This window comes from Kangiella sp. (assembly GCF_048265365.1).
Classification (GTDB): Bacteria; Pseudomonadota; Gammaproteobacteria; order Enterobacterales; family Kangiellaceae; genus Kangiella.
Genome location: NZ_JBLXBT010000001.1, coordinates 191,143 through 213,766, shown reverse-complemented (window position 1 = coordinate 213,766; position 22,624 = coordinate 191,143). Strand labels below are relative to the sequence as shown.

Here is a 22,624-nt window from a genome sequence, read left to right as displayed (position 1 = left end):
TCAGAGTCTCAAGAAAAATCAATCATGGTCAGGTTTACTGGCAATTTCAGCCAGTTCTTTGCCGCGGACAACGGATGCATTGACAGCTTTGGCAACCAACTCAGGAAGCTGACCGTCATTTAATACATCCAATGCGGCAGCAGTAGTGCCACCGGGAGAGGTAACATTGCGGCGCAACTGGCTGATTTCAAGGTTGGGGTTGTCCTGTACCATACGTGCTGCACCAAGCGCCGTTTGAGCCGCAAGCTGCCGGGCTGTAGTTTCAGGAAGACCTTGTTCAACGGCCGCAACAACAACCGATTCCATATACAGGAAGTAATGAGCTGGGCCGCTGCCAGAAACTGCAGTGACCAGATCCATTTGTGATTCGTCATCAACCCAGACACTAAGACCAACCGCATCAAATATGGCGGTAGCCGCTTTTTTCTGTTGTTCGCTGGTATGTTGATTGGCAAATAAGCCAGTAGCGCCAGCGCCGACTAAAGAAGGTGTGTTAGGCATGGAGCGAATCACTGGCAGGCCTTTGCCCAGTAGATCTTCGATGGTCTGGCAACCAACACCGGCGGCAACGGATATAACGCAGCAATTCAATTCCAGCTCTTGCAATGGTTTACAGGCTAGGGCCATTTTTTGCGGTTTGACGGAAAGCAGCAGGTAGTCGACATTATCGGCAACATAGCCGTTATCATTACTGGTATTCAGATCAGGATAACGCTCCAGTAATGCATCCAACTTGCCCTGGCTTGGGTTGCTAACATAGATTTGCTTAGCTGGCAGACCGGATTGAATTAATCCGCCGAGAATACTGGCCGCCATATTACCGGCGCCGATAAATCCAATTTTTGCATTGGCGATAGCTTGAATTGCGTCAGACATGAGTACCTTTATTTGTTTGAGTAAAATGAGTGGGCTAATGTGTTAGCCAAAAGTGCGCATAGCATAACAAAGCAAGGCCTAGCTGGCTATTTTACTGGCCTGTAGCACGCTTCAGGCCCGCTCGCCAAAAATGGCGGTACCAAGCCGGATCATGGTGCTTCCAGCCAGAATAGCCTGTTCATAGTCACCGGACATGCCCATTGAAAGAGTATCCAGTTGCGGATATGCAGCCTGCAACTCGCGATAAAGCTGATGAATCTGCTCGAATTGCTGAGATTGTGCCTGTGGATCGACTTGTTTGGGTGGAAGCGCCATCAGTCCGCGTAATTTAAGTCGCGGCAACTGCATAATTTCGTGAGCTAGTTTCTTGCATTCAGTAGAATTAACGCCTGCTTTCTGGCTTTCGCCAAACAGGTTAACCTGAATCAGTACGTTCAGCGGAGCTTGATTTTCATCTCGGTGCTCATTGAGCTTATTGGCAACTTTTAAGCGATCAAGGCTTTGTACCCAATCAAAATGTTGTGCAATGTCTTTGCATTTACGGCTTTGGATGGCACCAATCATGTGCCAGTTAATGTCGAGATCCGACAAAGTGGATATTTTATCAACGGCTTCCTGCACCTGATTTTCGCCAAAATCACGTTGGCCGGCCGCATAAGCCTCGCGGATACTGTCCGCTGAATGCCTTTTACTAACAGCGACTAATTGCACATAGTGTTTAAAAATCCGTCGCTTAGCGCAGGTTTTTACGATTTGTAGTTGCAGATCTGCAAGATGAGAGGCTATCCTAGACATATTATTAAAACGCAATTATCAGGTGTGGGGTCTAACATATGGATATTACAGAGCTTTTAGCTTTCAGTGTAAAGAATAATGCATCGGATTTGCATATTTCTGCGGGTATGCCGCCTCTTATTCGTGTGGATGGCGACATTCGTCGTATCAATGTACCGCCATTTGAAGACAAGGAAGTGCACACGTTAATCTACGATATCATGAATGATAAGCAGCGAAAGGATTATGAAGAATTCCTTGAGGCTGACTTCTCGTTTGAATTAAAAGATTTAGCACGTTTCCGTGTTAACGCCTTTGTACAAAACCGTGGTCGAGCTGCGGTTTTTCGTACCATTCCTTCTCGCGTTTTAACTTTAGAAGAGTTAAACGCACCGAAAATTTTCCAGGACATCTCATTAGAGCCGCGTGGACTGGTTTTGGTTACAGGACCGACTGGTTCCGGTAAATCAACGACGCTGGCCGGTATGATCGATTATGTAAATGAAAATAAGCATGATCACATTCTAACCATTGAGGACCCCATCGAGTTCGTCCACGAAAGTAAAAAGTGTCTGGTTAACCAGCGTGAAGTACACCGTGATACGCACAGTTTCTCTAACGCATTGCGTTCAGCGCTTCGTGAAGATCCGGATATCATTCTGGTTGGTGAGTTACGTGACCTTGAGACCATTCGCTTGGCACTAACTGCGGCAGAAACTGGTCACTTGGTATTCGGTACTCTGCATACCACCTCTGCTGCAAAAACCATTGACCGTGTTATTGATGTTTTCCCGGGAGGTGAAAAATCAATGGTGCGCTCAATGTTGTCGGAATCATTGCAGGCGGTTATTGCACAAACGCTATTGAAGAAAAATGGTGGTGGACGTGTGGCAGCCCATGAAATCTTAGTCGGCACACCAGCCATTCGGAATCTAATTCGTGAAGATAAGGTTGCGCAAATGTACTCTGCAATGCAAACAGGTATGTCGCTTGGCATGCAGACACTGGATCACAGCTTGAAGCAGTTGGTCAGTAAGGGTGTTGTGTCGCGGACTGATGCTCGAGCAAAAGCCAAGAGCAAAGATGAGTTTTAGGAGACATTAATGGATATTAATCCACTATTAAAAGCACTAATGGAACACAAGGGTTCGGATTTGTTTATTACAGTCCACCGTCCGCCTTGTATTAAAATCAACGGACAGATTCGCCCAGTAACTAAAACAATGCTGACGCCAGCACATGTCGAAGCCTTGATTCATTCTTCCATGAACGAAAAACAGATGAAAGAGCTGGAAGAAAAGAAAGAGTGTCAGTATGCGATCAGCGTGGAAAATATTGGACGTTTTCGTGCCAGTGCGTTTTATCAACGCAATCAACCCGGTTTAGTGGTTCGTCGAATTGAAACCAAGATTCCGACTACAGATGAGCTGAAGATCCCCAATATTCTGAATGACCTAGTCATGAAAAAACGCGGTATCATCATCTTTGTGGGCGCGACCGGTACTGGTAAATCCACATCCTTGGCGGCGATGATTGGTTACCGTAACCGAAACTCTGCTGGCCATATCATTAGTATTGAAGATCCTATTGAGTATGTGCATCGTCATGACCAGTGCATCATTACTCAGCGCGAAGTAGGGATTGATACAGAGTCATTTGAAACTGCATTGAAAAATACTCTACGTCAGGCTCCAGATGTTATTCTGATTGGTGAGGTTCGCTCGAAAGAAACCATGTCCAATGCGATTACCTTCGCTGAGACCGGGCACTTGTGTTTATGTACCTTACACGCCAATAACGCGAACCAGGCCATTGACCGTATTTTGCATTTCTTCCCGAAAGAAGAACATTCTCGAGTATTGATGGATTTGTCATTGAACACTCGTGCCATTATCGCGCAACAACTTGTGCCCACCAAGGATGGTAAAGGTCGTCGCGCGGCAATTGAAATCTTAATTAATACACCTTTGATTTCAGATCATATTCGCAAAGGTGAAGTTCACTTGTTGAAAGAATTAATGGCGCGCTCAAGAGAGTTAGGTATGCAAACCTTTGATCAGGCGCTGTTTGATCTGTATGTCGAAGATGAAATTAGTTATGAAGATGCGTTGTTGTATGCAGATTCTGCTAATGACTTACGTCTTAAAATCAAACTGCATGAGAAAGATGCTAACTCACTTGCCGAAGGGACAGATGGACTACAGGTTGAGATGGATGATGACCGAGATAGCGGTCGTATGTTTTAACTGAGTCAGTAGTTGTTTTATTAAAGGCCGGCTTGATGCTGGCCTTTTTTAATACTGAGAATAGATTAAATCATTGCAGGAAGTGTTGTTCCACTTCTGCGAAAAGTCTTCCAATTCTTGTGCAGAGAGAGGCTCGCTGAAAAGGAATCCCTGGATATGAAAACAGCCATGTTTATTTAGCACTTGAAGCTGTGCTTGAGTTTCTACGCCTTCGGCTACTACGTCTAAGTTAAACTCCCTACCAATATCAATAATGGCCTTACTTAGCGCTAAATCAGAATAACTATCGGGTAGTGATTTAATAAAACTCCGGTCGATTTTTATAGTGTCGATGGGTAGATGCTTCAAATAGGATAAAGATGAGTAGCCCGTACCAAAGTCATCAATGGCAATGGATATCCCATGGTTTCGCAATTGCATTAATGCATTATTGTCTTCTGGGAATAACTCTAGAGAGATGTGCTCTGTAATTTCAATCTGCAGTATTTCAGGTGGAATGCGATAATTCTTTAATAGTTGGAAGAACTGTTTCATGAAAACTGGGTCATGAAGGTTCAGACTGGATAAATTAATTGCAAATTTAGGAGCTGGCAGCTCGGACTTGAGCCAGCCGGAAATTTGTTCAAATAGGCTGTGTAACAACCAGACAGAAAAGTCACGAATCAGGTGGTGCTTCTCAGCCAGCTGGACAAAAACCAGCGGCGAAATAGTTCTGTTAAGCTTTTTCGAATGCCAGCGCGAAAATACTTCAACTCCAGTGATAGAACTTGTTTTACAGTCAATCTGTGGCTGAAAGACTAGTGAAAGTTCGTTGTTATTCAGTGCATGATGGAAAGCCTGCACCAAATTAGATTCAGTCGCTAACTGCCTAATCGAGCTGCTGTGATATTGAGTGCTGCTTGCACTGCTATTTTCCAAAGTGGAAAGCGCAATATTCGCTTTATTTATTAGGTCAAAAACACCTCCATCTTCGGGATAACAAACACTAGCCAGGTTAATCGGTGTCACAACTTCCTGTTCTAGTCCTTCATGGTTGATATGCAAAGGATTATTTAACAACGCAGAGAGATGCTGCAAACGGCGATCTATGAACTGGGAGTTAGGGGTGTTTCGAAAAGGAACAAAAACTGCTAACTGGTCATGAGCAATAGAACCAACAATATAGTCACGCAAGAAACTACTCTTAACCCGCCTTAGAGTTTGTTGCTGGATGGAGTTGATGACATCCGGGGAATATCCAGACAACAGTGATGTCATTTTTTTAAACTCAATGATGATCAGCAAACCATGCTTTAGGTTGGAGAGAGTTAGCTTGTGAATTTGCTCCATGAATGTATTTTTATTAGGCAGATCAGTGTGGTAATCCATTTGAATTTGACGAAGTATCGGTTTATAGATACGACGGGTAAACACTTTATGCAGCAAAATACTACTTAAAGCTATTGCCATAAACAGCAATAAAATATTGGTTAAATTGCGATAAACAGGAGCGAACAGGGTTTGCTTATCGACTTCTGCGGTTAACCACCAGTTAACATGTTCAAGAGGGTAGAAAACGACTATGCTTTCGTCCGCTATAAACTCAGTTGTATTGGTTGGACTTAATGTGTTTCTTAATTCGTCAGAGTCGATATTTAAAGAAAAGAAATCAGCTGGCACTTCAAGATCGTCGGGGTCAACAGGACGTAATACAACATCACCGTTACTTTTAATGAGATTAAATTGACCATCATAGCTGACAGGCGTTGAGAGAATCTTCTGATGGATATCATCGAAAGTGACATCACCCGTTACCACGCCGTAAAATTTTCCATCACTGATAATGGGTGCCGTAAAAGCAAGATAAGTGGTTGTATAGTCATTAACACCTAAATAGGGTTCTGAAATGGTTGGCTGCATTGCCTCTTTAGCATTTCTGTACCAAGGGCGAAGTCTTGGGTCATAATCTTCTGGTAGCGGCCAAGGATTGGAAGTATAAAAACCATTTTCTAAACCATAGCCAAGATATTGCAATAAACCGGTATCGGCAATTCGTTCAAAGTAAACTGGTGGAATGGATTGATGTTGCTCTGGTGGTTTAGCGGCAATTTCCTTGGCTAAACCGGTAACTAATCCTGATCTTGATAGCATCCATTCATCAAGGGTATTGCCGGTTATTTCAGATTGGTGAGTCAGTTGTTGGAAAGCATTTTCAAGCAGTTGTTCACGTTGGACAAAATAAGTAAATACTGCAAAAACGACAAAGTTAATCCACAGAAGCGCTAAAAAGCTCCATAGCAGTTTTTGGTCATTTGACAGTTTGCTCAGCATTAATTCCTTTGCTGTCTCCTTGTTGTCCGTTTAAGCAGTATTGAACAAAGCCAGATAGGTTGCAAGCCTACACTGTTTATAGGCAGGTTTTCGCAAAGTCAACAAATATCAAGTTAAGAGGGGTGGTGTTGCTCAAAGAAGCCTTTCAAGATGAGTTCTGCCGCATAGGCGTCAATTGGATTTTGCTTGAGTTTTTTGTATCCCCCGATTTCATACAGGTAATCTTTTACTTCGGCCGAACTTAAACGTTCATCATGCAGGTAGGTGGGAAGACCAAAGCGGCCATGCAGTCTGTTAGCAAATTTGCGTGCTTTTTGAGTAAGTTCCTGCTCGCTATCATCCATATTGAGGGGCAGTCCAACGACAAAGGCTTCAACGCTCCATTCCCTGATAAGACTTTCGATAAGCTTCCAGTCGGGCTGGTCATTGGTTACGGTGAGAACGGTGAGTGCCTGACTCGACATCTGGGTCCGAACACCGGTCGCAACACCCAATCGTTTCTCTCCAAAGTCGAAGCAAAGATAACGCTGAGCTGTGGTAAGGTTTGTCATCAGGCGTGGCCTTCCTGTTCGGCAATTTGGGTCCAGTCTATACCCAGTAGCTTGGTTGCTTTTAACCAGCGCTCTTCTGGGCGAGTTCTAAAAATGATCTCCTTATCGGCTGGAGCAAATAACCAGGAATTTTCTTCCATTTCTTTTTCAAGCTGGCCTTCCTCCCAGCCTGCATAACCCAAAGCTATCACTACATCTTCAGGACCTTGCTGGGAGGCAATAGCCTGTAAAATATCTTCTGAAGTAGAAAGGGCAATTTCGTCGCTAATGGTTAAAGAGGATTCCCAGCTACCGATCGGACTATGCAAAATAAAACCTCGCTCACGATCCACTGGACCGCCAGCTAGCAGCACGCGCTCGTCGCTTTGATCACTGCTGGTCTCAATATTGAGATGCTTAAATAATTCATCATAAGTTGCTTCAAGTGGCAGACTTAGCACAATACCCAAAGCTCCCTGTTCATTGTGCTCGCAAATGTAGGTGACGCTGCGCGAGAAAAAAGGGTCATGCAGGCTGGGCATGGCGACTAGCAGGTGATTGGCTAATGATTGAATCGCTTCCATGTTGAAACTAACACTTAAGAAATAGGTTGGTGGATAGGAACTATTGTATCAATTTCTGGTATTTAAGCTATTGTCCGGTTGAAACTGCCAGGTTCTAACAATTTCTAAAATATCTGTGTTGTGACGAATGGATTCGGGAAGCGGTTCGAATGGTGCGGAAAGGCGCACGATATCAAGTGCTGCCTGGTCGAGGATCTTTTCGCCGGAGGAGCGAAGGATCATAACATCAAGCAGACTACCGTCCTTATCGATACTGACCTTGAGCGTCAGGCTACCATAAATTCCCCGCTGTTTAGCTTGTTCGGGATAATGGAGGTTACCGACTTGCTCAACTTTTTTGCGCCATAACTCCAGGTATTGTGCGTCAGCTGGGGACTCGTAAATAGCTGCAGAAATTTGACGTTTCTTCAGGCCGCGGGTTTGTAGCTGGTTAGCAACATCCTGTTCCAGGTTGTATTGTTCAAGCAGCTCCGGTGGTGGCGTGATTTCTGTTGGTTTATCAACCTGGTCGGGAGTGTTCTGCTTATTGCTTTCGGTTTCTACAGGCTGTTCCACAGTTTGTTGTGAGTCGTCAGTAGTGACCAGCTGTAGCGCCTCCTGAGATTGGTGTTGCTCAGGCACCAGCTCTAAAGAAGGCATGTCAGTTTGACCTTCGATATTCTTGAAGTGTTCAAGTTTGGTGGTTGCCCGCTCTGCCGTTTCTGACTCGCCAGCACCTTGCTGGTTGGTTTGGCCAACGAAGTCAGCTTTGTCTGGAGGGTCAATGCTTTCACGTTGAGCCAGGGTCACATCCAATGCAATAGGAATCTGACTGGGTTCCGTTTGCGGCAATACAAAACGAACTCCGAGGAAAAGGAGTAGATGGAAACAAATGGCCAGAAACAGAGTGAACTTCAAACGATCGCCGTCTTTTACTGGCGATTGATTGAGTTTTACCAATTCTTTTTGAGGCGGTTGTATGACCTGGCTCATAGGCTCTAATTCATGGGTTCGTTAATAATAAAGGGTGCTGGATATTGTTATTGTGGTACTTGCTGCTCAAGACCTTCGAAAAGCTTGGCAGCAATATTAATACCATATTCTTTGTCTAATTCTCGCATACAAGTTGGGCTGGTAACGTTTATTTCGGTCACATAGTCACCAATCACATCCAGTCCGACGAAGTATAAGCCACGTTTAACCAGCTCTGGCGCAATGGTCTCAGCAAGTCTTTTTTCCTGCTCGCTGATAGGCATCGGCACACCGCTACCACCGGCTGCGAGGTTACCACGGGTTTCACCCTTTTGAGGAATACGTGCTAATACATAGGGAATTACTTCACCATTGACTACCAGAATGCGTTTGTCTCCCTGGGTAATTTCGGGGATAAAACGCTGAGCCATGGCCATATGCTTTCCGCCCTCAGTCAAGGTCTCGATGATGACAGAAGTATTGGGATCATCTTGCTTGATACGAAAGATCGAAGCGCCACCCATACCATCCAACGGTTTCAAAATGACATCTTTCTGCTCGATAACGAACTGCTTTAGAAGTCGTGAATTGGAAGAAACCAGAGTGGGAGGTGTCAGCTCGGGAAACCAGGCTGTAAATAACTTTTCATTACAATCTCTAAGGCTTCTCGGGTTGTTAACAACCAAAGTGCCTTGATTTTGCGCAAGCTCGAGTAAGTAGGTGCTATAAATATAATTCATATCAAATGGAGGGTCCTTACGCATAAATACCGCCCCAAAATGATGTAAGCCCTTCTGCTCCGGAGCTTGTAGCGCAAACCATTGCTTGGGATCGTTGAAGACTGTGAGTGACTGGCAGGAAGCTCTAATTTCGCCCTGTTCCAGGTAAAGATCCTGTTGCTGACAATAGTACAAATCCCAGCCACGGCGTTGCGCTTCTAGCAACAATCCGAAACTGGTATCTTTAACGATATTAACCTGGTCGATGGGGTCCATGACCATTAATAGAGAATATGACATAAAAGAAAAAGCATGTGGTTTAATAATAAGTTATCATGAAGCATTAACCAGCAAAACCTTTATTCTTGCAAGAAAAAGGTTGCATGGATTCAGCAACAGAATTAGTCTGAAAATGTGAACTGTTTTGCGACTTCTTGACTTTTATGCTAAAAGGTAAGTAGAAATCTAAAAAAAAGTTGAAGAAAAGGCGCTAACTCTTTATTAAATAGTGAATTTTCGCTGTTCATAGGTAGCCATACATGAGTGATTTGTTCAAAGGTTTAAAAGTGATGGTGGTGGACGATAGTAAAACTATTCGTCGTACTGCTGAGACGCTTTTGAAAAAGCAGGGATGTGATGTTGTAACTGGTGTCGATGGGTATGACGCCTTATCCAAGATTGCCGACTATAAGCCCGATATCATTTTCATTGATATTATGATGCCTCGCCTTGACGGGTATCAAACCTGCGCACTAGTTAAGAGTAACCAGAATTTTAAGAGCACCCCAATTATAATGTTATCCAGTAAAGATGGGGTGTTTGATAAGGCTAAAGGTCGAGTCGTCGGCTCTGATAACTATTTAACGAAACCATTTAGTCGTGACGAATTATTGAACGCCATATCCCAGCAGTTGCAAAACAAACCGGCTGTGGCTTGATTAAGAATTGAAGATTTTAAAGAGAGGTAATTTATAATGGCTCGTGTACTTATTGTTGATGATTCTCCAACAGAAGCACATATTCTAACCGGTATGCTGGAGAAAAATGGTCACCAGGTTATTACTGCTCCAGATGGTGAGTCGGGTATCGCTTCAGCGAAAGCCAATCACCCTGATGTGATTCTTATGGATGTAGTGATGCCAGGATTAAACGGCTTCCAGGCAACTCGTCAACTGAAAAAAGATTCTGCAACATCGTCTATTCCAATCATTATCGTCTCCACCAAATCACAGGCCACTGACCGTGTCTGGGGTATGCGTCAAGGCGCCAACGATTATATTACTAAGCCCGTAGATGAAGCCTCTTTATTAGAGTCTGTGAATAACGTTTTAGGATCATAACCTCTTATGTCTGGAACTGATGCGACCAACATTGTAGGCATTCTTGCCGACATAGCAGAACGTAGTCAGAAACATCGAGATTCGCTACCACAGCATGACGTTAGTGGTGGCGCTTTCTATAGTGGGGTAAGTTTTGTGCTAAACGGCGTGAACTACCTTGCTCCTTTGGATGAAATTTCTGAAATTATTCCCGTCCCGCAGACCACCAAGGTGCCTGGCGCCAAGGTATGGTTAAAAGGTGTGGCCAATTTGCGTGGTGTACTTCTAGCGTTAGTTGACTTACAGGAATACTTAGGGCGTCCAAGTTCTAGAAATATTTTAAAACAAAGAGTTTTAGTGCTTGATCAGCAAGGTTCATACCTTGGTTTGGTGGTTGATGAAGTGCGCGGCTTGCACCACTTTGAAGAAGGTGAGCAGGTTGAAGGTAGTCTTTCTGCCGATGCAGTTATTGCTCCTTATATTGTAGGGGGCTTTGAACGAAACGGGGAGTTATGGCGGGTTTTTGGGATGAAGGAGTTATCGGAAAGTCCGGAACTTCACCAGGTCGCTGTGTGAATTTTTACAACAATATGAAGTTAAGATGTCTCGGGAGCAACCTATGAGTGAGACCACAAAGAAGATGAAGAAAGCAAGCCGATCTGGGATCGGTGTTTATGCTTTTTTGCTAGTCATTGTCTTGATCGCGCTGGCGGTTAATGCAGGTTATGGTTTCTTAGAAAGTCAAAACCGTATTAAGCGAACAGAGCTTGCGTCGGAAATGAAGGTATTGTCGCAACAGATTGCAACAAACGCCTCTGAATCAGCGCAAGGTACCCAATCAGCATTTGCTGAATTGGACGCAGCGACCAAGCAGTTCAGTGGTAATTTGCGAAAACTGATTGATGGTGAGGGTGTTACTAACCTACCTCCCGCACCGGCAAGCGTCCGTAATAATGAGCTGAAATCTCTTGAAAATATGTGGCAAGAAGTTGAGCCACAAACTCAGTCCATCTTGGCTAACCAGGAAGTGGTTAACCGCATGTATACGAATGCGGACGATTTGGCAGAACAAATCCCAACCATGCAACGTCAATATGACAGTGTAATTGATACACTTCTTGATAATCGTGCTGACGGTGAAGAAGTGCATCAGGCAACTCGTCAGAAATGGTTGGCAGAGCGTATTTCATCGGGTATGCAGAAAGTATTGCGTGGTGGCGAAGAAGCAGAGTTAGCTGCAGAAGATTTCGGTCAGGACGTAGACACTTTCGGAGTTTACCTTGAAGGCCAGTTGAATGGTGACGCTTTACTTGAGATTCGACGCGTAAACAATCCCGAGGCTCGCGTGGCTCTTGAAGCAATCGTTGATGAATTCCAAAGTGTTAGCGAAAAAGTTGATTACATTGTATTCAGTACACCAAAACTGTTTGAAGTACAAAATGCATCGGACAGTATCTATAACACTGCAGACTCCTTATTAGGGGCTACATCTAGGGTAGAAGCCGCTTTTGCTGCAATGACAACGAGTTATACGGAGCCAGGTAGTCCGGTGTTGTCAGGTGCATTGTTTGTACTGATCTTGTTGCTCTTGGTCGGTATGTACCTCAACCAGCGTAAAGCTGAGAAAGTTCGTCTCCGTGACTCAGAAGTTTCAGCAGAACGTGAGAAAGAAGAGAATGCGCGAAACCAGGAAGCGATTATTCGACTACTGGATGAGATTGATAGCTTGGCGGATGGTGACTTGACTGTTAAAGCAACGGTTACCGAGGACTTCACGGGTGCGATTGCTGACTCATTCAACTTAACCATTGACCAATTGCGTGGCGTGGTTGGCGCGATTAACGAGGCGGTTGATCAGGTATCAAAATCAGCAGAAGAAACGCAGCAAACATCGAGTGCACTGGCTGAAGCTTCTCGCCAACAGGCGCAGGAAATTACTGGTGCCTCTGCAGCGATTAACGAAATGGCGGTTTCTATTGAGCAAGTATCTGCCAACGCATCTGAGTCATCTCAGGTTGCGGAAAAATCGGTGGAAATTGCGAAGAAGGGTGGTGAAGTTGTACGAAACACTATTCGAGGCATGGATACCATTCGTGAGCAGATTCAGGAAACGTCTAAACGTATTAAACGACTGGGTGAGTCATCGCAAGAGATTGGTAACATCGTATCCTTGATTAACGATATTGCTGACCAAACGAATATCCTGGCATTGAACGCGGCAATTCAGGCATCGGCAGCGGGTGAAGCTGGTCGTGGTTTCGCGGTTGTTGCGGATGAGGTTCAGCGATTAGCGGAACGTTCATCAAATGCGACAAAACAGATTGAAGCACTGGTTAAAACGATTCAAACGGATACTAACGAAGCGGTAATTTCGATGGAAGATACCACTTCTGAAGTTGTTCGTGGTGCTCGACTGGCGCAAGACGCGGGTGTGGCACTGGAAGAAATCGAAACGGTATCAACCAACCTGGCGGACTTGATTCAAAGCATCTCGAACGCTGCACGTCAACAGGCTGCTTCAGCTGGTCATGTATCCAATACGATGACGGTTATTCAGGAGATTACAACGCAAACTTCTGAAGGTACTCAGGAAACTGCTCGCTCGATTGGTAAATTAACCGAATTGTCGGAAGATCTACGTCGCTCGGTTGCGGGCTTCAAGTTGGATTCAACCAATGATGATTACTTCCGTGCGGATGATAGCGTAACCGCTGCTGACGATTCGGAGGAAAGTTTCGAGAAAATGTTCGACGATGCCGATGAGATTGATGAAGAGTCATTCGCTGAAGATTTGGATGAATCGCTGGATAATTTGAATGAAGAAGCAAGTGAGTTGGATGAAGCAAATGATGATTTGCAGAACACTAGCGATGAGCTTGAGGACTTCTTGAAAGAAGCCGGTGAAAGTCTTGAGGAATTAGACGAAGATATCTTCTCTGAAGATGACTCTAAGAAAAAAGATTAATTGAGAGCGCTATAGTTGAAACAAAGCTCTTTAACTCATGTACCGGATATGGAGACTGCTAGCTTTGAACGTTGGCAGTCTTTAATACGAAAATACTCAGGTATCTGGATTCCAGCAAACCGGCAGCTGTTTCTTAAAACGAGTTTGCTGAAGAGAATCCGGGACCTGAATTTAAAAGGGTACGATGAGTATTATTTGAAGCTGCAGGATAAAAGCTGGGCTTCGATAGAATGGTTTCAATTGATTGATGCGCTGACCATTCATGAAACGAGTTTTTTCAGGCATAAAGAATCGTTTGATCTAGTTCAGCATGTTTGTCAGCAGAAAATAAATCAGTCAGCCAACTCGAACAGTGACTGTAACGTACAAATATGGAGTGTTGGCTGCTCCACTGGTGAAGAGCCATACAGTTTGGCTATAGCACTAGAAGAGTTGAGTTTGAACTCATTAACGGAAAAGGGTTTGCGATTCTATTACGGGATTACTGGAATAGATATTAGCTATCCCGCGCTGACATCAGCGAGACGTGCAATATATAGCGACAGAAAATTACACATGATGTCTCCTGATATTCAGGCATCGTATTTTAATCGTCATGACGGCAAGCACTGGCGGGTTAAAGAGAACATTCGTAACCGAGTGTTGTTCTTACAAGGCAATTTGAATGATATTGCACAGTCGCCAAAGCGCAATTATGACGTCATATTTTGTCAGAACGTATTAATTTATTTTCGCCCTGAAGATCGGATCAATATTCTAGAAGGGCTGGTTGAAAGGTTAATCCCGGGCGGTGTATTGATTTTAGGGCTTGGTGAAATTATTAACTGGAATCATCCTGAGTTAGTACGGATTGACGAAAAGAACTGTTTGGCATATCAGCGACAGCTATAGCTACAAAAAATGGTGTAGGCATGAGAGATAATCAAACAAAAGTAGCTTTAAATTGGGTAAAAGACGAAGTTGAAAGCACGCTTGAGCAAGCGCAAAATGCAATAAAAGCGTATGCGGAAGACGAGTCTGATAAAACCCAGATACATTTCTGTGCAAATTGCATGCATCAGATTCGTGGCACTATGCAAATGCTCGAGTTTTCTGGCGCTGCCTTGCTTGCGGAAGAAATGGAAGCACTGGCCGAAGCAATCGGCGAGAGAAAAGTTGAGTCGAACGAGAAAGCTTATGAAGTCTTTCTTTCTGCCATTTTAAGATTCCGTAGCTACTTATCACGTTACGCCGAGGGAAAATCTGATCTACCGGTTATTTTACTGCCTGCCATCAACGATATGCGCATCTGTCGCGGTGCTGATAGCTTGGGTGCAGGCAACCTGCTCAATATTCCAACCGAAGGGATTGATGCTCCTTCTCCTAAAAACAAAACAGAACTTAAAGGCGATATTTTAGCCGAAGTCAAAGCGCTTCGTTCCAAATTCCAACAAGGATTACTTGGGGTTATCAGAGACGTTGAAGTACAGGTTAACATGGAGCGGATGCGTGAAGTCACAGAGTCCTTATGGGGGTTGGAAAACCGAGTTCCATATCAACCGCTTTGGTGGGTAACCTCGATCTTCCTAAAAAATATTGGACTTCTCCCTAAGAAAGATAATCCGGTTGTTAAAAGTCTACTGGGTCAGGTTGATCGCAGAATCCGCGAGCTAATAGAGCAAACAGCTAATCAGGAAGAAGCGAATAAAGTTTTAATCAATATTCTATTTTATGTTGCTCAATTTGATACAGAAGATGAGCAGGTCAAAGAAGTACAAGATAAATTCCAGCTAAATCAGCTAATGGATTCTTTAGGGGATCTTGAAAGCGAGTCTAATGATTTAACTGGCCCTGATACCGCGAGCGTGCGAATTGCACTGAACGTGATCAAGGAAGACTTGGGTGAAATCAAAGAGTCTCTTGACCTTTATATTCGCACCAAATCACAGGAAAGCGAGCCTCTGGAAGATATGATTCCAGCGATGCAGAAGATTTCAGACACCATGTCGATGCTTGGTTTAACCCAATCCAAAGAAATGATCAGCAAGCAGATGGGCTCCATTGGCGACTTGCTTGATGGTTCTGAAGCTGATCGCGAAAAAGGTCTGATATATATCGCTGAAGGAATTCTATCACTAGAGGACTACATTGAGCGTGCGCTTAAAATGGACAGTAAGCAGCTGACTAATGAGAGCCTTGGTCAAGGTGAAGGTGAATCTTTACAGATCATTAATGCCAGATATCAGTTGGTTCAAGAAAGTCGCGGCAACCTACATAAAGTTAAAGATGCAATCACTGACTATCTTGATGAAAGCCACAATATTAGTCGCTTGGAAAATGTTCCTGAATTATTAAAAGAAGTTGAGGGTGCCTTAACTTTTGCCAAGCTTGATAATCTATTGGACGTTATTACGAAGTCGAAAAACTTCGTGGTCAAGTATCTTATAAGCGAAAAAGTCGTCTTAAGTGATGCTGAGGTTTCAATACTAGCTGATGCAATTAGCTCGGTTGATTATTACCTTGAAGGATTGATGTCATCTGGATTACATGGCTTGCCAGTAATCTTACAGAGAGCCATTGATAGTATCAGTGAGTTGGAAGAGCACTACGGCAACCTCGATGAAGAACTGCTACCAGTCTTGGATGAGCGGCTTGATATGCCTGAAATCGAAATGGTTGAAAGTGAGAGCTATGATCAAGGCGATGACAGTGACGAGTTAATAGACGATGAAGTCCGTGAGATTTTTATTGAAGAAGCGGATGAAGTTCTTGAAGAAATGCACAGCTTGCTTCCAGAGTGGAAACAGGATCAGACGAATAAAGAGGCAATAAATACGATTCGCCGCAACTTCCATACCTTAAAAGGTAGTGGTCGCATGGTCGGTGCTACTGATATAGGTGAATTGAGTTGGGCAATTGAAAATATGCTCAATCGTTTGCTTGATCACAGTATTGAATATAGTCCGGCATTGTTTGTCACCACTGAAGAAGTCGCAAATATATTACCCAAAATGGTGAAGCAGTTTGCGGGCGGAGAAAGAACGCAATACCCAAGAGATTTAGCTGAGAGAGCAAATCGTATCAGTAAAGGTGAGATCATCACTGATATTCAGCCACATGAAGAGCAAACAGAGGAAGAGGCTGATCAAGCAGCAGAACAAGAATTATTTGATATATTCAAGCAAGAAGCTGAGGGTCATGTAACCAATCTTGAAATGTTTGCTAATCAACGTCAGCAAGGGATTACCCAGAGCCAAATCAGCGACAACCTTCTGCGTTCATTACATACCTTAAAAGGTGTGGCGCATATAGCTAATATTCAGTCGCTAACCAACGTGATTGTTCCGGTTGAAAGCTATTTCCAAGAGTTGAAAACTCGTGAGTTGTTAGCTGAAGAAGGCGATATGGCCTTAATCGATCATACCAAAGATTTGTTGAGACATATTATTAGTGCACCAGAGGATGATCAGGTAATTTCAGTTCATGAAGATGAAATTCTTCAGCAATTGTCGCTGCAACAAAAACGATTTGATGAGTCTGGTGAGTCAACTCAGGACCAAGGACGTGATCCGGAGCTGATAAAAGATATCTTCAACATCGCTTCAGATGTACTGGTTGATATTGAAAGCACTAACTTGCAAGAAACACCTGAGAAAGAGCGTTTAGAAAAGATCTCATATTTAATGGCGTCAGTTGATCGCCTGAAGAGCATTTTAGGTGAAGCAGAACTTAATGAGATTGAGCAGGTGGTATCTGCACTCAGTGATGCTTTACAACGTAATATGACAGCTAACAAAGTGGACACCTCAATCGGTGTTCTGCTGAATGAAACTTATAACCAACTTGAAAATCAATTTGATTGTCTGGCTGCTAACTTGTCAATCGCAGAAGCTAGTGACCTGGTTCAGGCGTTGCAAACCTGGAGTCCAGCTGAAGCCAGTTCAGGTTTAGAGCTGGAATTAGAGCCGGCCGCTGGAGAAGCTACTGCTGAGGATGAGAGCTCATCTGAAGTAGAGTTGGAGTTATCTGATGAAACCTCTGATGTTACCTCAGCTATAGAAACTTCTGAACAGGAAGAGAAGCCAGCAAAAGATGATAACAGTATTGAGTTCAGCCTAGATGAAGACTTCTTAACTGCAAAACCTGAAGAAAAGCCGGAACAAAAAGAAGCAAGTACTGAAGAAAAAGCAGCGACAGATGATAATTCAATTGAGTTTGAGTTCTCAGATGATTTCTTAGCTTCTGAGCCAGAAAAAGAAGAGTCAAGCAGTGAAGAAATCAAAGACGACTCTGATATCAGTCTAGAAGATGCAGCTGAGGAGCTTGGCTTAGATCTTAGTGAGGACCTTGACCTTTCAAAAGAGTTAGGTTCGGACGAAACTAGTGAAGTGACTGAAGAAACCTCACATGAAGAAGTGCAGCAGGAAGAAGCGACTGAAGAAGACTCAGTAGAGTTTGACCTCGAAGGTTTCGGTGAAGCAGCAGAGACAAAAGAAGACAGCGTTACTGAGCAAGAAGATACGGTTGATGAACAACCCGAGGAGCTTACAGAAGAATTCAGTGAAGATCTGAATGAAGAAGTGAGTGAAGAAGCTCCGGAAGAAGATACAGCGCAAGCAGTAGAAGAAGAGCTTAGTAAAGAGTCTGCTAAAACAATTAGCCTCGATCTTGATGTCGATGATGAACTTCTTGAAATCTTCAGTGAAGAAGCAGAAGAGCTATTTGATAGCGATGCAGCTCTACTGCAAAAATGGCGCCAAGAACCTAATAATGCAAAAATCATTGCTGAATTACAGCGTAACCTGCATACCTTGAAAGGTAGTGCGAGAATGGCTGGTTTCTCTCCAATCGGCGACTTGGCTCATGGCTTAGAAGATTTATATACAGCCATTACCGATCAACTATTCGCTGCATCCGATCAGGCTATTGATTTAGCTGAGCGAGCTGAGGATCAGTTGCTAGCTATATTTAATGCAAGAAATACTCCTGATCAGATTCCTTCACCTGAAGCCATGCTCGAGGAAATCCAAGGATTTATTTCGGCTCAGAAAGCTGGAAGAACCTACGTTAGGCCAGAAGCTGAAGCCGTTAAACCTGCAGAACCGGTAGAATCAGAGCAGCCAGTTGAAGAGGCTAAAACTGAATCGCAAAAAGAAGAGATAAAGAAAGAAAAGCCAGTTGAAGAGAAAGCTACTGCAGAAGAAGAGGCTGCTTGGAATGAGGAGCTTGCAGAGCTATTCTTAGGTGAAGCTTCTGAACTTCTGAATTCTTATGAAGAAGCTATTGAACGCTGGTCAGGTGATTTACATAATACTCAGCCCTTAAACTCTGCTATGAGAAATCTGCACACACTAAAAAGTGGTGCGAAACTGGCGGCGATCACACCAATCGGTGAGTTAACTCACAAGTTGGAAGGTGTTGTTGAAGCATTAGCAAGAGACCCTCGTTTAGGCAATAGCCGTTGGGCTGACGTGCTCCGTCGTAGTTATGATCAACTGCATGAAATGGTAGAGCAAGTCCGTAATGGTCAAATGCCGGCTAAACCAGCGGAACTATTACGCAAGCTTGAAAGTGAAAAAGCGGCGATTGAATCTCAACTAGACCAGATTGATAAGCGTGACTTGGCAGAATCTGGTGAGCAGGCTGAAGTCAAAATTGTTTCATTGGCTGACAGACAGAAACAGAAAGAAGAAGCAGCTAAAGAAGCGGCTAACCGGGATGTCATTCGTGTTCGCTCTGAAGTCCTGGATAATCTGGTTAACTTGTCTGGTGAGGCTTCGATCTTCCGTTCGCGTCTTGAGCAGCAAGTAGCTGACTTAAACTTCAACTTGAAAGAAATGTCATCAACGGTTGATCGTTTGCGTGACCAATTACGTAACCTTGAGATTGAAACTGAGGCGCAGGTTCTGTATCGCCGAGAAATTTCAGGGGTAGATTTTGATGAGTTTGATCCCCTAGAAATGGATCGCTATACACGTCAACAAGAGTTGACCCGAAGCTTACTTGAGGCTGCCAGTGACTTAATGTCAATTCAGGAGACTCTGGAAACCAAGGTGGGCGATGCTGAAGCAACGCTACTGGCGCAGGGCCGGGTAAATACAGAGCTTCAAGACCGCTTAATGCGCACGCGAATGGTACCTTTTAATAGTATTGAAAGCCGCCTGCGTCGTATGGTGCGTCAGATATCAACCGAATTGAATAAAGATGTTGATTTGGTACTTGAGTCTGAAGGTGAGATGGACCGTACTGTAATTGAGCGTATGGTTGCTCCACTTGATCACATGCTACGAAACGCAATCGACCACGGTATTGAGTCTAAAGCTGATCGTAAGAAAGCGGGTAAAGCTGAAAAGGGCACCGTACACTTGAGCTTGTCGCGCCGTGGTAATGAAGTTTATATCCAAATTCAAGATGATGGTGCAGGTATTCGTAAAGATAAGGTTCGTGCAAGAGCGATTTCTCAAGGCATGATCGACGAATCTTATAACCCAACCGATCGTGAGTTGTTCCGCTTAATTCTACAGCCTGGCTTCTCGACCGCTGAGACAGTGACTCAGATTTCTGGTCGTGGTGTTGGTATGGACGTGGTTCATAGTGAAATTCTACAGCTGGGTGGTTCATTAAATATCAGCTCGGAAGAAGGTCAAGGCACGACTATGACTGTTCGCTTGCCATTTACCCTGTCATCTAACCAGGCATTAATGGTGAGAGTTAAAGGCGAGCCTTATGCAATCCCGCTGTCGAATATCACAACGGTAGCACGAGTTAGTGCAAAAGAAGTTCTTGAGATTTACCAAGACAAAGACAAAACCTTCTCACATTTAGGAGAAGAGTTTGAGTTGCGCTACTTAGGACAAATCCTTGACCGTAACTCAGATATTATTCCACCGGTTGATGAATACGTACCAGTATTGATTATTCAAGGTGAAGACAAGCCGATTGCGGTTCATGTTGATGAGTTAATTGGTTCACGTGAAATCGTTGTTAAAAATATCGGCCGTCAAATTTCAACAGTACCAGGCATTTCAGGTGCGTCTATTCTTGGTGATGGTAGCGTCGTTCTGATTCTGGATATGCAGACGCTGGTAGACCGCTTCCACGAGTGGGATTTCGCACACGAAGCTGGTGTGGTGCAAGAAGCTCCAGTTGAGAATCGCATCCCTGTCGTGATGGTTGTGGATGACTCGATTACGGTTCGTAAAGTTACTGCCAGATTACTACAGCGTAACCAATTCCAGGTCATGACGGCAAAAGATGGTGTTGATGCAATTACCCAACTGCACGATGACATCCCTGATGTGATGTTGCTGGATATTGAGATGCCAAGAATGGATGGTTTCGAATTAGCAACCATTATTCGACACGATGAACGACTTAAGCATTTACCGATCATCATGATTACCTCGCGTACGGGTGAGAAACACCGTGAGCGTGCAGAGCAGATAGGCGTCAATCGCTATTTAGGTAAGCCTTATAATGAGGAAACTCTGTTGGGCACAATTGATGAAATGCTTAAGTTGGAAGACTAAAGGATTAAACAAGCTGTAATGAATACAATGTTGGTGCTGCTGGGCGCCTCAACAGGTGGCCCTGCAGCAGTTAAGGCTTTTATTGATGCCTTGCCTGATAAACCTTTACCGGTTTGTTTTGTTCTGGCAAACCACATTAATGAAGGGTCATTGCCAAATCTGCAAGCAATGCTTAATGAGCATCCATTTATTGATGCCGAAATTATCGATCAGTATAAAGATATAAAACCAGGCAAACTTTATATCGCACCGATTGATAAGAAGATTAGTTTTGTAGTACAGGGAAAGGTAATTCTGACTGAAGAAGCTTGGAGCAAACCTTATGCTCCGAATATCAATGAATTATTTGCCGAATCTCTTGAATTAAGAGATGTAGAAAAGTTAGCGATTATATTCAGCGGCATGGGCGAAGATGGTTCAAAAAATGCTGAACTGCTAACTGAAAGTGGGGTTGATATCTGGTGCCAGACGATTGAAAGCTGCATCCAGTCATCAATGCCGGAAAGTATGATGAAAACAGGACAGGTAACTTATAAAGATGATCCCGCAGGTTTAGCTGCACAGTTGGTCATTTTATTAGAAGCATTGTTTCCAGTTGACCAATACGCGTGAGATAAAGCATGACTGATACAGTAAAAGACGTTTATAGTTTTTTGATTCCTATGATTGAAAACAGCCTGTTGTTGCCGAATGCAACAGTGGCTGAAATCGTTCCATTCATGAATGTGGATCTAGCAAAAAATGCAGAGTCGAGCGATGACTGGCAAATCGGTCAAATTATTTGGCGTAATATCAAGATCCCAGTTGTTTCATTAGAGAGAATTCAAGGAAAGAAGGAACTTGGCGAGCTGCGTCGTTCTCGTATCGCAATTGTTTACACTCTTAACGGTAATCAAGAAGTGCCTTATGTTGCAATCATGGTGCAGGGTATCCCACGCTTGGTACCGGTCGATGAAGACAATGGCAAGATGCTGGAGGAAGACTTACCAACTGGTGTTAAAGCATGGGTTGACCTGGGTGGGCGAAAGGCGCTTATTCCTGACCTGGACTTAATAGAAAACATGTTGGTTGAGCGCGTTTAATTCCGGGATTTAATTCAAAAGATCTCACCCTAAAAATCTCCCCATAAACTATTCATGACAGAAACGGCAGCCAAGGCTGCCGTTTCTGTTCTGAGCACTCTAGGCCCAAGTTGAACGGGCTTGCAGCCATGCGCTTCAACCCAATTAATTTCCTCGTCACTGAAACCGCCTTCAGGGCCAACCCACAGTTGAATGTCAGAGTCTGTGTCTGCAATAATTGATTTGAAGCTCTGTTTGGCCTCAGGGTGCATAAAGAAACTGTTGTCATTAAGCTCGCTTAGAGCTGTCTGTAGTTTAATCACTGGGTGCAAAGTAGGGATAGAGTTTCGGCCGCATTGTTCACAAGCACTTTCGATAATTTTCTGCCAATGCTCCAGTTTCTTTTGCCAACGCTTTTCATCCAGTTTGACACCGCAACGCTCAGTAATCAGAGGAGTAAATTGTGATACTCCAAGCTCAACACCTTTTTGCAAAGTAAGCTCCATCTTATCACCGCGAGAAACACCCTGATATAGATGAATATTCAATGGGGATTCATTTGCAACAGCCACACTCTCCTTGATCTGCACGGTGACCAGGCTGCGTTCGATGGCGATAATCTCACTAAAATAGCTGTGGCCGTCACCATTAAACAGTTCTACCTGTTGGCCTTTGGTCATGCGTAAAACACGACTGACGTGATTACCTGCTTCTTTATCTAGCAAGACACTGTCAGAAATAGACAGTGATTGAGAAGTGTAAATACGAGGGATGCGCATTA

The 22,624-nt window shown here is 43.9% G+C and carries 18 protein-coding genes; 10 read left to right on the top strand and 8 right to left on the bottom strand.

Going from position 1 to position 22,624, the window contains the following annotated elements; all coding sequences use genetic code 11:
- Positions 1–18 precede the first annotated feature (18 nt).
- A complete protein-coding gene (proC, locus tag ACN0VI_RS00975; RefSeq protein ID WP_417445449.1) occupies positions 19–876 on the bottom strand; it encodes a pyrroline-5-carboxylate reductase in 858 nt (285 codons plus the stop codon).
- A 111-nt stretch (positions 877–987) separates the two neighbouring features.
- Positions 988–1,671, bottom strand: a complete 684-nt coding sequence (locus ACN0VI_RS00970) for a YggS family pyridoxal phosphate-dependent enzyme (RefSeq protein ID WP_417445448.1) — start codon at positions 1,669–1,671, stop codon at positions 988–990.
- Positions 1,672–1,709: 38 nt separating this feature from the next.
- Here ACN0VI_RS00970 and ACN0VI_RS00965 point away from each other — a divergent pair, with 38 nt between their 5' ends.
- Both ACN0VI_RS00965 and ACN0VI_RS00960 read left to right on the top strand, forming a co-directional pair.
- Positions 1,710–2,744: a type IV pilus twitching motility protein PilT gene (locus ACN0VI_RS00965; RefSeq protein WP_331890382.1), complete on the top strand. Its 1,035-nt coding sequence runs from the start codon at positions 1,710–1,712 to the stop codon at positions 2,742–2,744.
- Positions 2,745–2,753: 9 nt separating this feature from the next.
- The gene (locus ACN0VI_RS00960; RefSeq protein WP_331890380.1) at positions 2,754–3,896 is read left to right on the top strand and encodes a PilT/PilU family type 4a pilus ATPase; all 1,143 of its coding nucleotides are present in this window, start codon (positions 2,754–2,756) and stop codon (positions 3,894–3,896) included.
- Positions 3,897–3,944: 48 nt separating this feature from the next.
- Here the strand turns inward: ACN0VI_RS00960 and ACN0VI_RS00955 are convergent, their stop codons facing one another.
- The 5 genes from ACN0VI_RS00955 to gshB all read right to left on the bottom strand — a co-directional run bounded on the left by ACN0VI_RS00955 (position 3,945) and on the right by gshB (position 9,290).
- A complete protein-coding gene (locus ACN0VI_RS00955; RefSeq protein ID WP_417445447.1) occupies positions 3,945–6,206 on the bottom strand; it encodes an EAL domain-containing protein in 2,262 nt (753 codons plus the stop codon).
- A 113-nt stretch (positions 6,207–6,319) separates the two neighbouring features.
- Positions 6,320–6,757 (bottom strand): Holliday junction resolvase RuvX, encoded by a 438-nt coding sequence (ruvX, locus tag ACN0VI_RS00950; protein WP_331890376.1) that lies wholly within the window; start codon positions 6,755–6,757, stop codon positions 6,320–6,322.
- Entirely contained in the window at positions 6,757–7,320 is a 564-nt protein-coding gene (locus ACN0VI_RS00945; RefSeq protein ID WP_331890374.1) for a YqgE/AlgH family protein, read from the bottom strand. The genes ruvX and ACN0VI_RS00945 overlap by 1 nt, the downstream gene beginning before the upstream one ends.
- A gap of 48 nt (positions 7,321–7,368) precedes the next feature.
- A complete protein-coding gene (locus ACN0VI_RS00940) occupies positions 7,369–8,292 on the bottom strand; it encodes a TonB family protein (RefSeq protein ID WP_331890372.1) in 924 nt (307 codons plus the stop codon).
- A 47-nt stretch (positions 8,293–8,339) separates the two neighbouring features.
- A complete protein-coding gene (gene gshB / locus ACN0VI_RS00935) occupies positions 8,340–9,290 on the bottom strand; it encodes a glutathione synthase (protein ID WP_417445446.1) in 951 nt (316 codons plus the stop codon).
- Positions 9,291–9,529: 239 nt separating this feature from the next.
- Between gshB and pilG the strand changes: the two genes are divergently transcribed.
- From pilG to ACN0VI_RS00895, 8 genes are read left to right on the top strand one after another with little or no spacing between them, the layout of a single operon-like run.
- Positions 9,530–9,928 carry a twitching motility response regulator PilG gene (gene pilG / locus ACN0VI_RS00930; RefSeq protein ID WP_012800161.1) on the top strand — a complete coding sequence of 133 codons (399 nt, stop codon included), beginning with the start codon at positions 9,530–9,532 and terminating at the stop codon, positions 9,926–9,928.
- A 36-nt stretch (positions 9,929–9,964) separates the two neighbouring features.
- Positions 9,965–10,330, top strand: a complete 366-nt coding sequence (pilH, locus tag ACN0VI_RS00925; protein WP_331890363.1) for a twitching motility response regulator PilH — start codon at positions 9,965–9,967, stop codon at positions 10,328–10,330.
- A 6-nt stretch (positions 10,331–10,336) separates the two neighbouring features.
- Positions 10,337–10,885, top strand: coding sequence for a chemotaxis protein CheW (locus ACN0VI_RS00920; RefSeq protein WP_331890361.1), 549 nt, complete (start codon positions 10,337–10,339; stop codon positions 10,883–10,885).
- A gap of 43 nt (positions 10,886–10,928) precedes the next feature.
- On the top strand, positions 10,929–13,274 hold the full coding sequence (locus ACN0VI_RS00915) for a methyl-accepting chemotaxis protein (RefSeq protein ID WP_331890360.1): 2,346 nt from the start codon (positions 10,929–10,931) through the stop codon (positions 13,272–13,274).
- A 15-nt stretch (positions 13,275–13,289) separates the two neighbouring features.
- The gene (locus ACN0VI_RS00910) at positions 13,290–14,165 is read left to right on the top strand and encodes a protein-glutamate O-methyltransferase CheR (protein WP_331890358.1); all 876 of its coding nucleotides are present in this window, start codon (positions 13,290–13,292) and stop codon (positions 14,163–14,165) included.
- Between the two features lie 20 nt (positions 14,166–14,185).
- Positions 14,186–20,782: an Hpt domain-containing protein gene (locus tag ACN0VI_RS00905; RefSeq protein WP_417445445.1), complete on the top strand. Its 6,597-nt coding sequence runs from the start codon at positions 14,186–14,188 to the stop codon at positions 20,780–20,782.
- A gap of 18 nt (positions 20,783–20,800) precedes the next feature.
- Positions 20,801–21,394 carry a chemotaxis protein CheB gene (locus tag ACN0VI_RS00900; RefSeq protein WP_331890354.1) on the top strand — a complete coding sequence of 198 codons (594 nt, stop codon included), beginning with the start codon at positions 20,801–20,803 and terminating at the stop codon, positions 21,392–21,394.
- Between the two features lie 8 nt (positions 21,395–21,402).
- Complete coding sequence (locus tag ACN0VI_RS00895; RefSeq protein ID WP_331890352.1) at positions 21,403–21,864, top strand: chemotaxis protein CheW; 462 nt, start codon at positions 21,403–21,405, stop codon at positions 21,862–21,864.
- 29 nt (positions 21,865–21,893) lie between these two features.
- On the opposite strand, the gene ACN0VI_RS00890 is transcribed toward ACN0VI_RS00895, so the two are convergent.
- Positions 21,894–22,622, bottom strand: a complete 729-nt coding sequence (locus ACN0VI_RS00890; RefSeq protein WP_417445444.1) for a 16S rRNA (uracil(1498)-N(3))-methyltransferase — start codon at positions 22,620–22,622, stop codon at positions 21,894–21,896.
- Positions 22,623–22,624 lie beyond the last annotated feature (2 nt).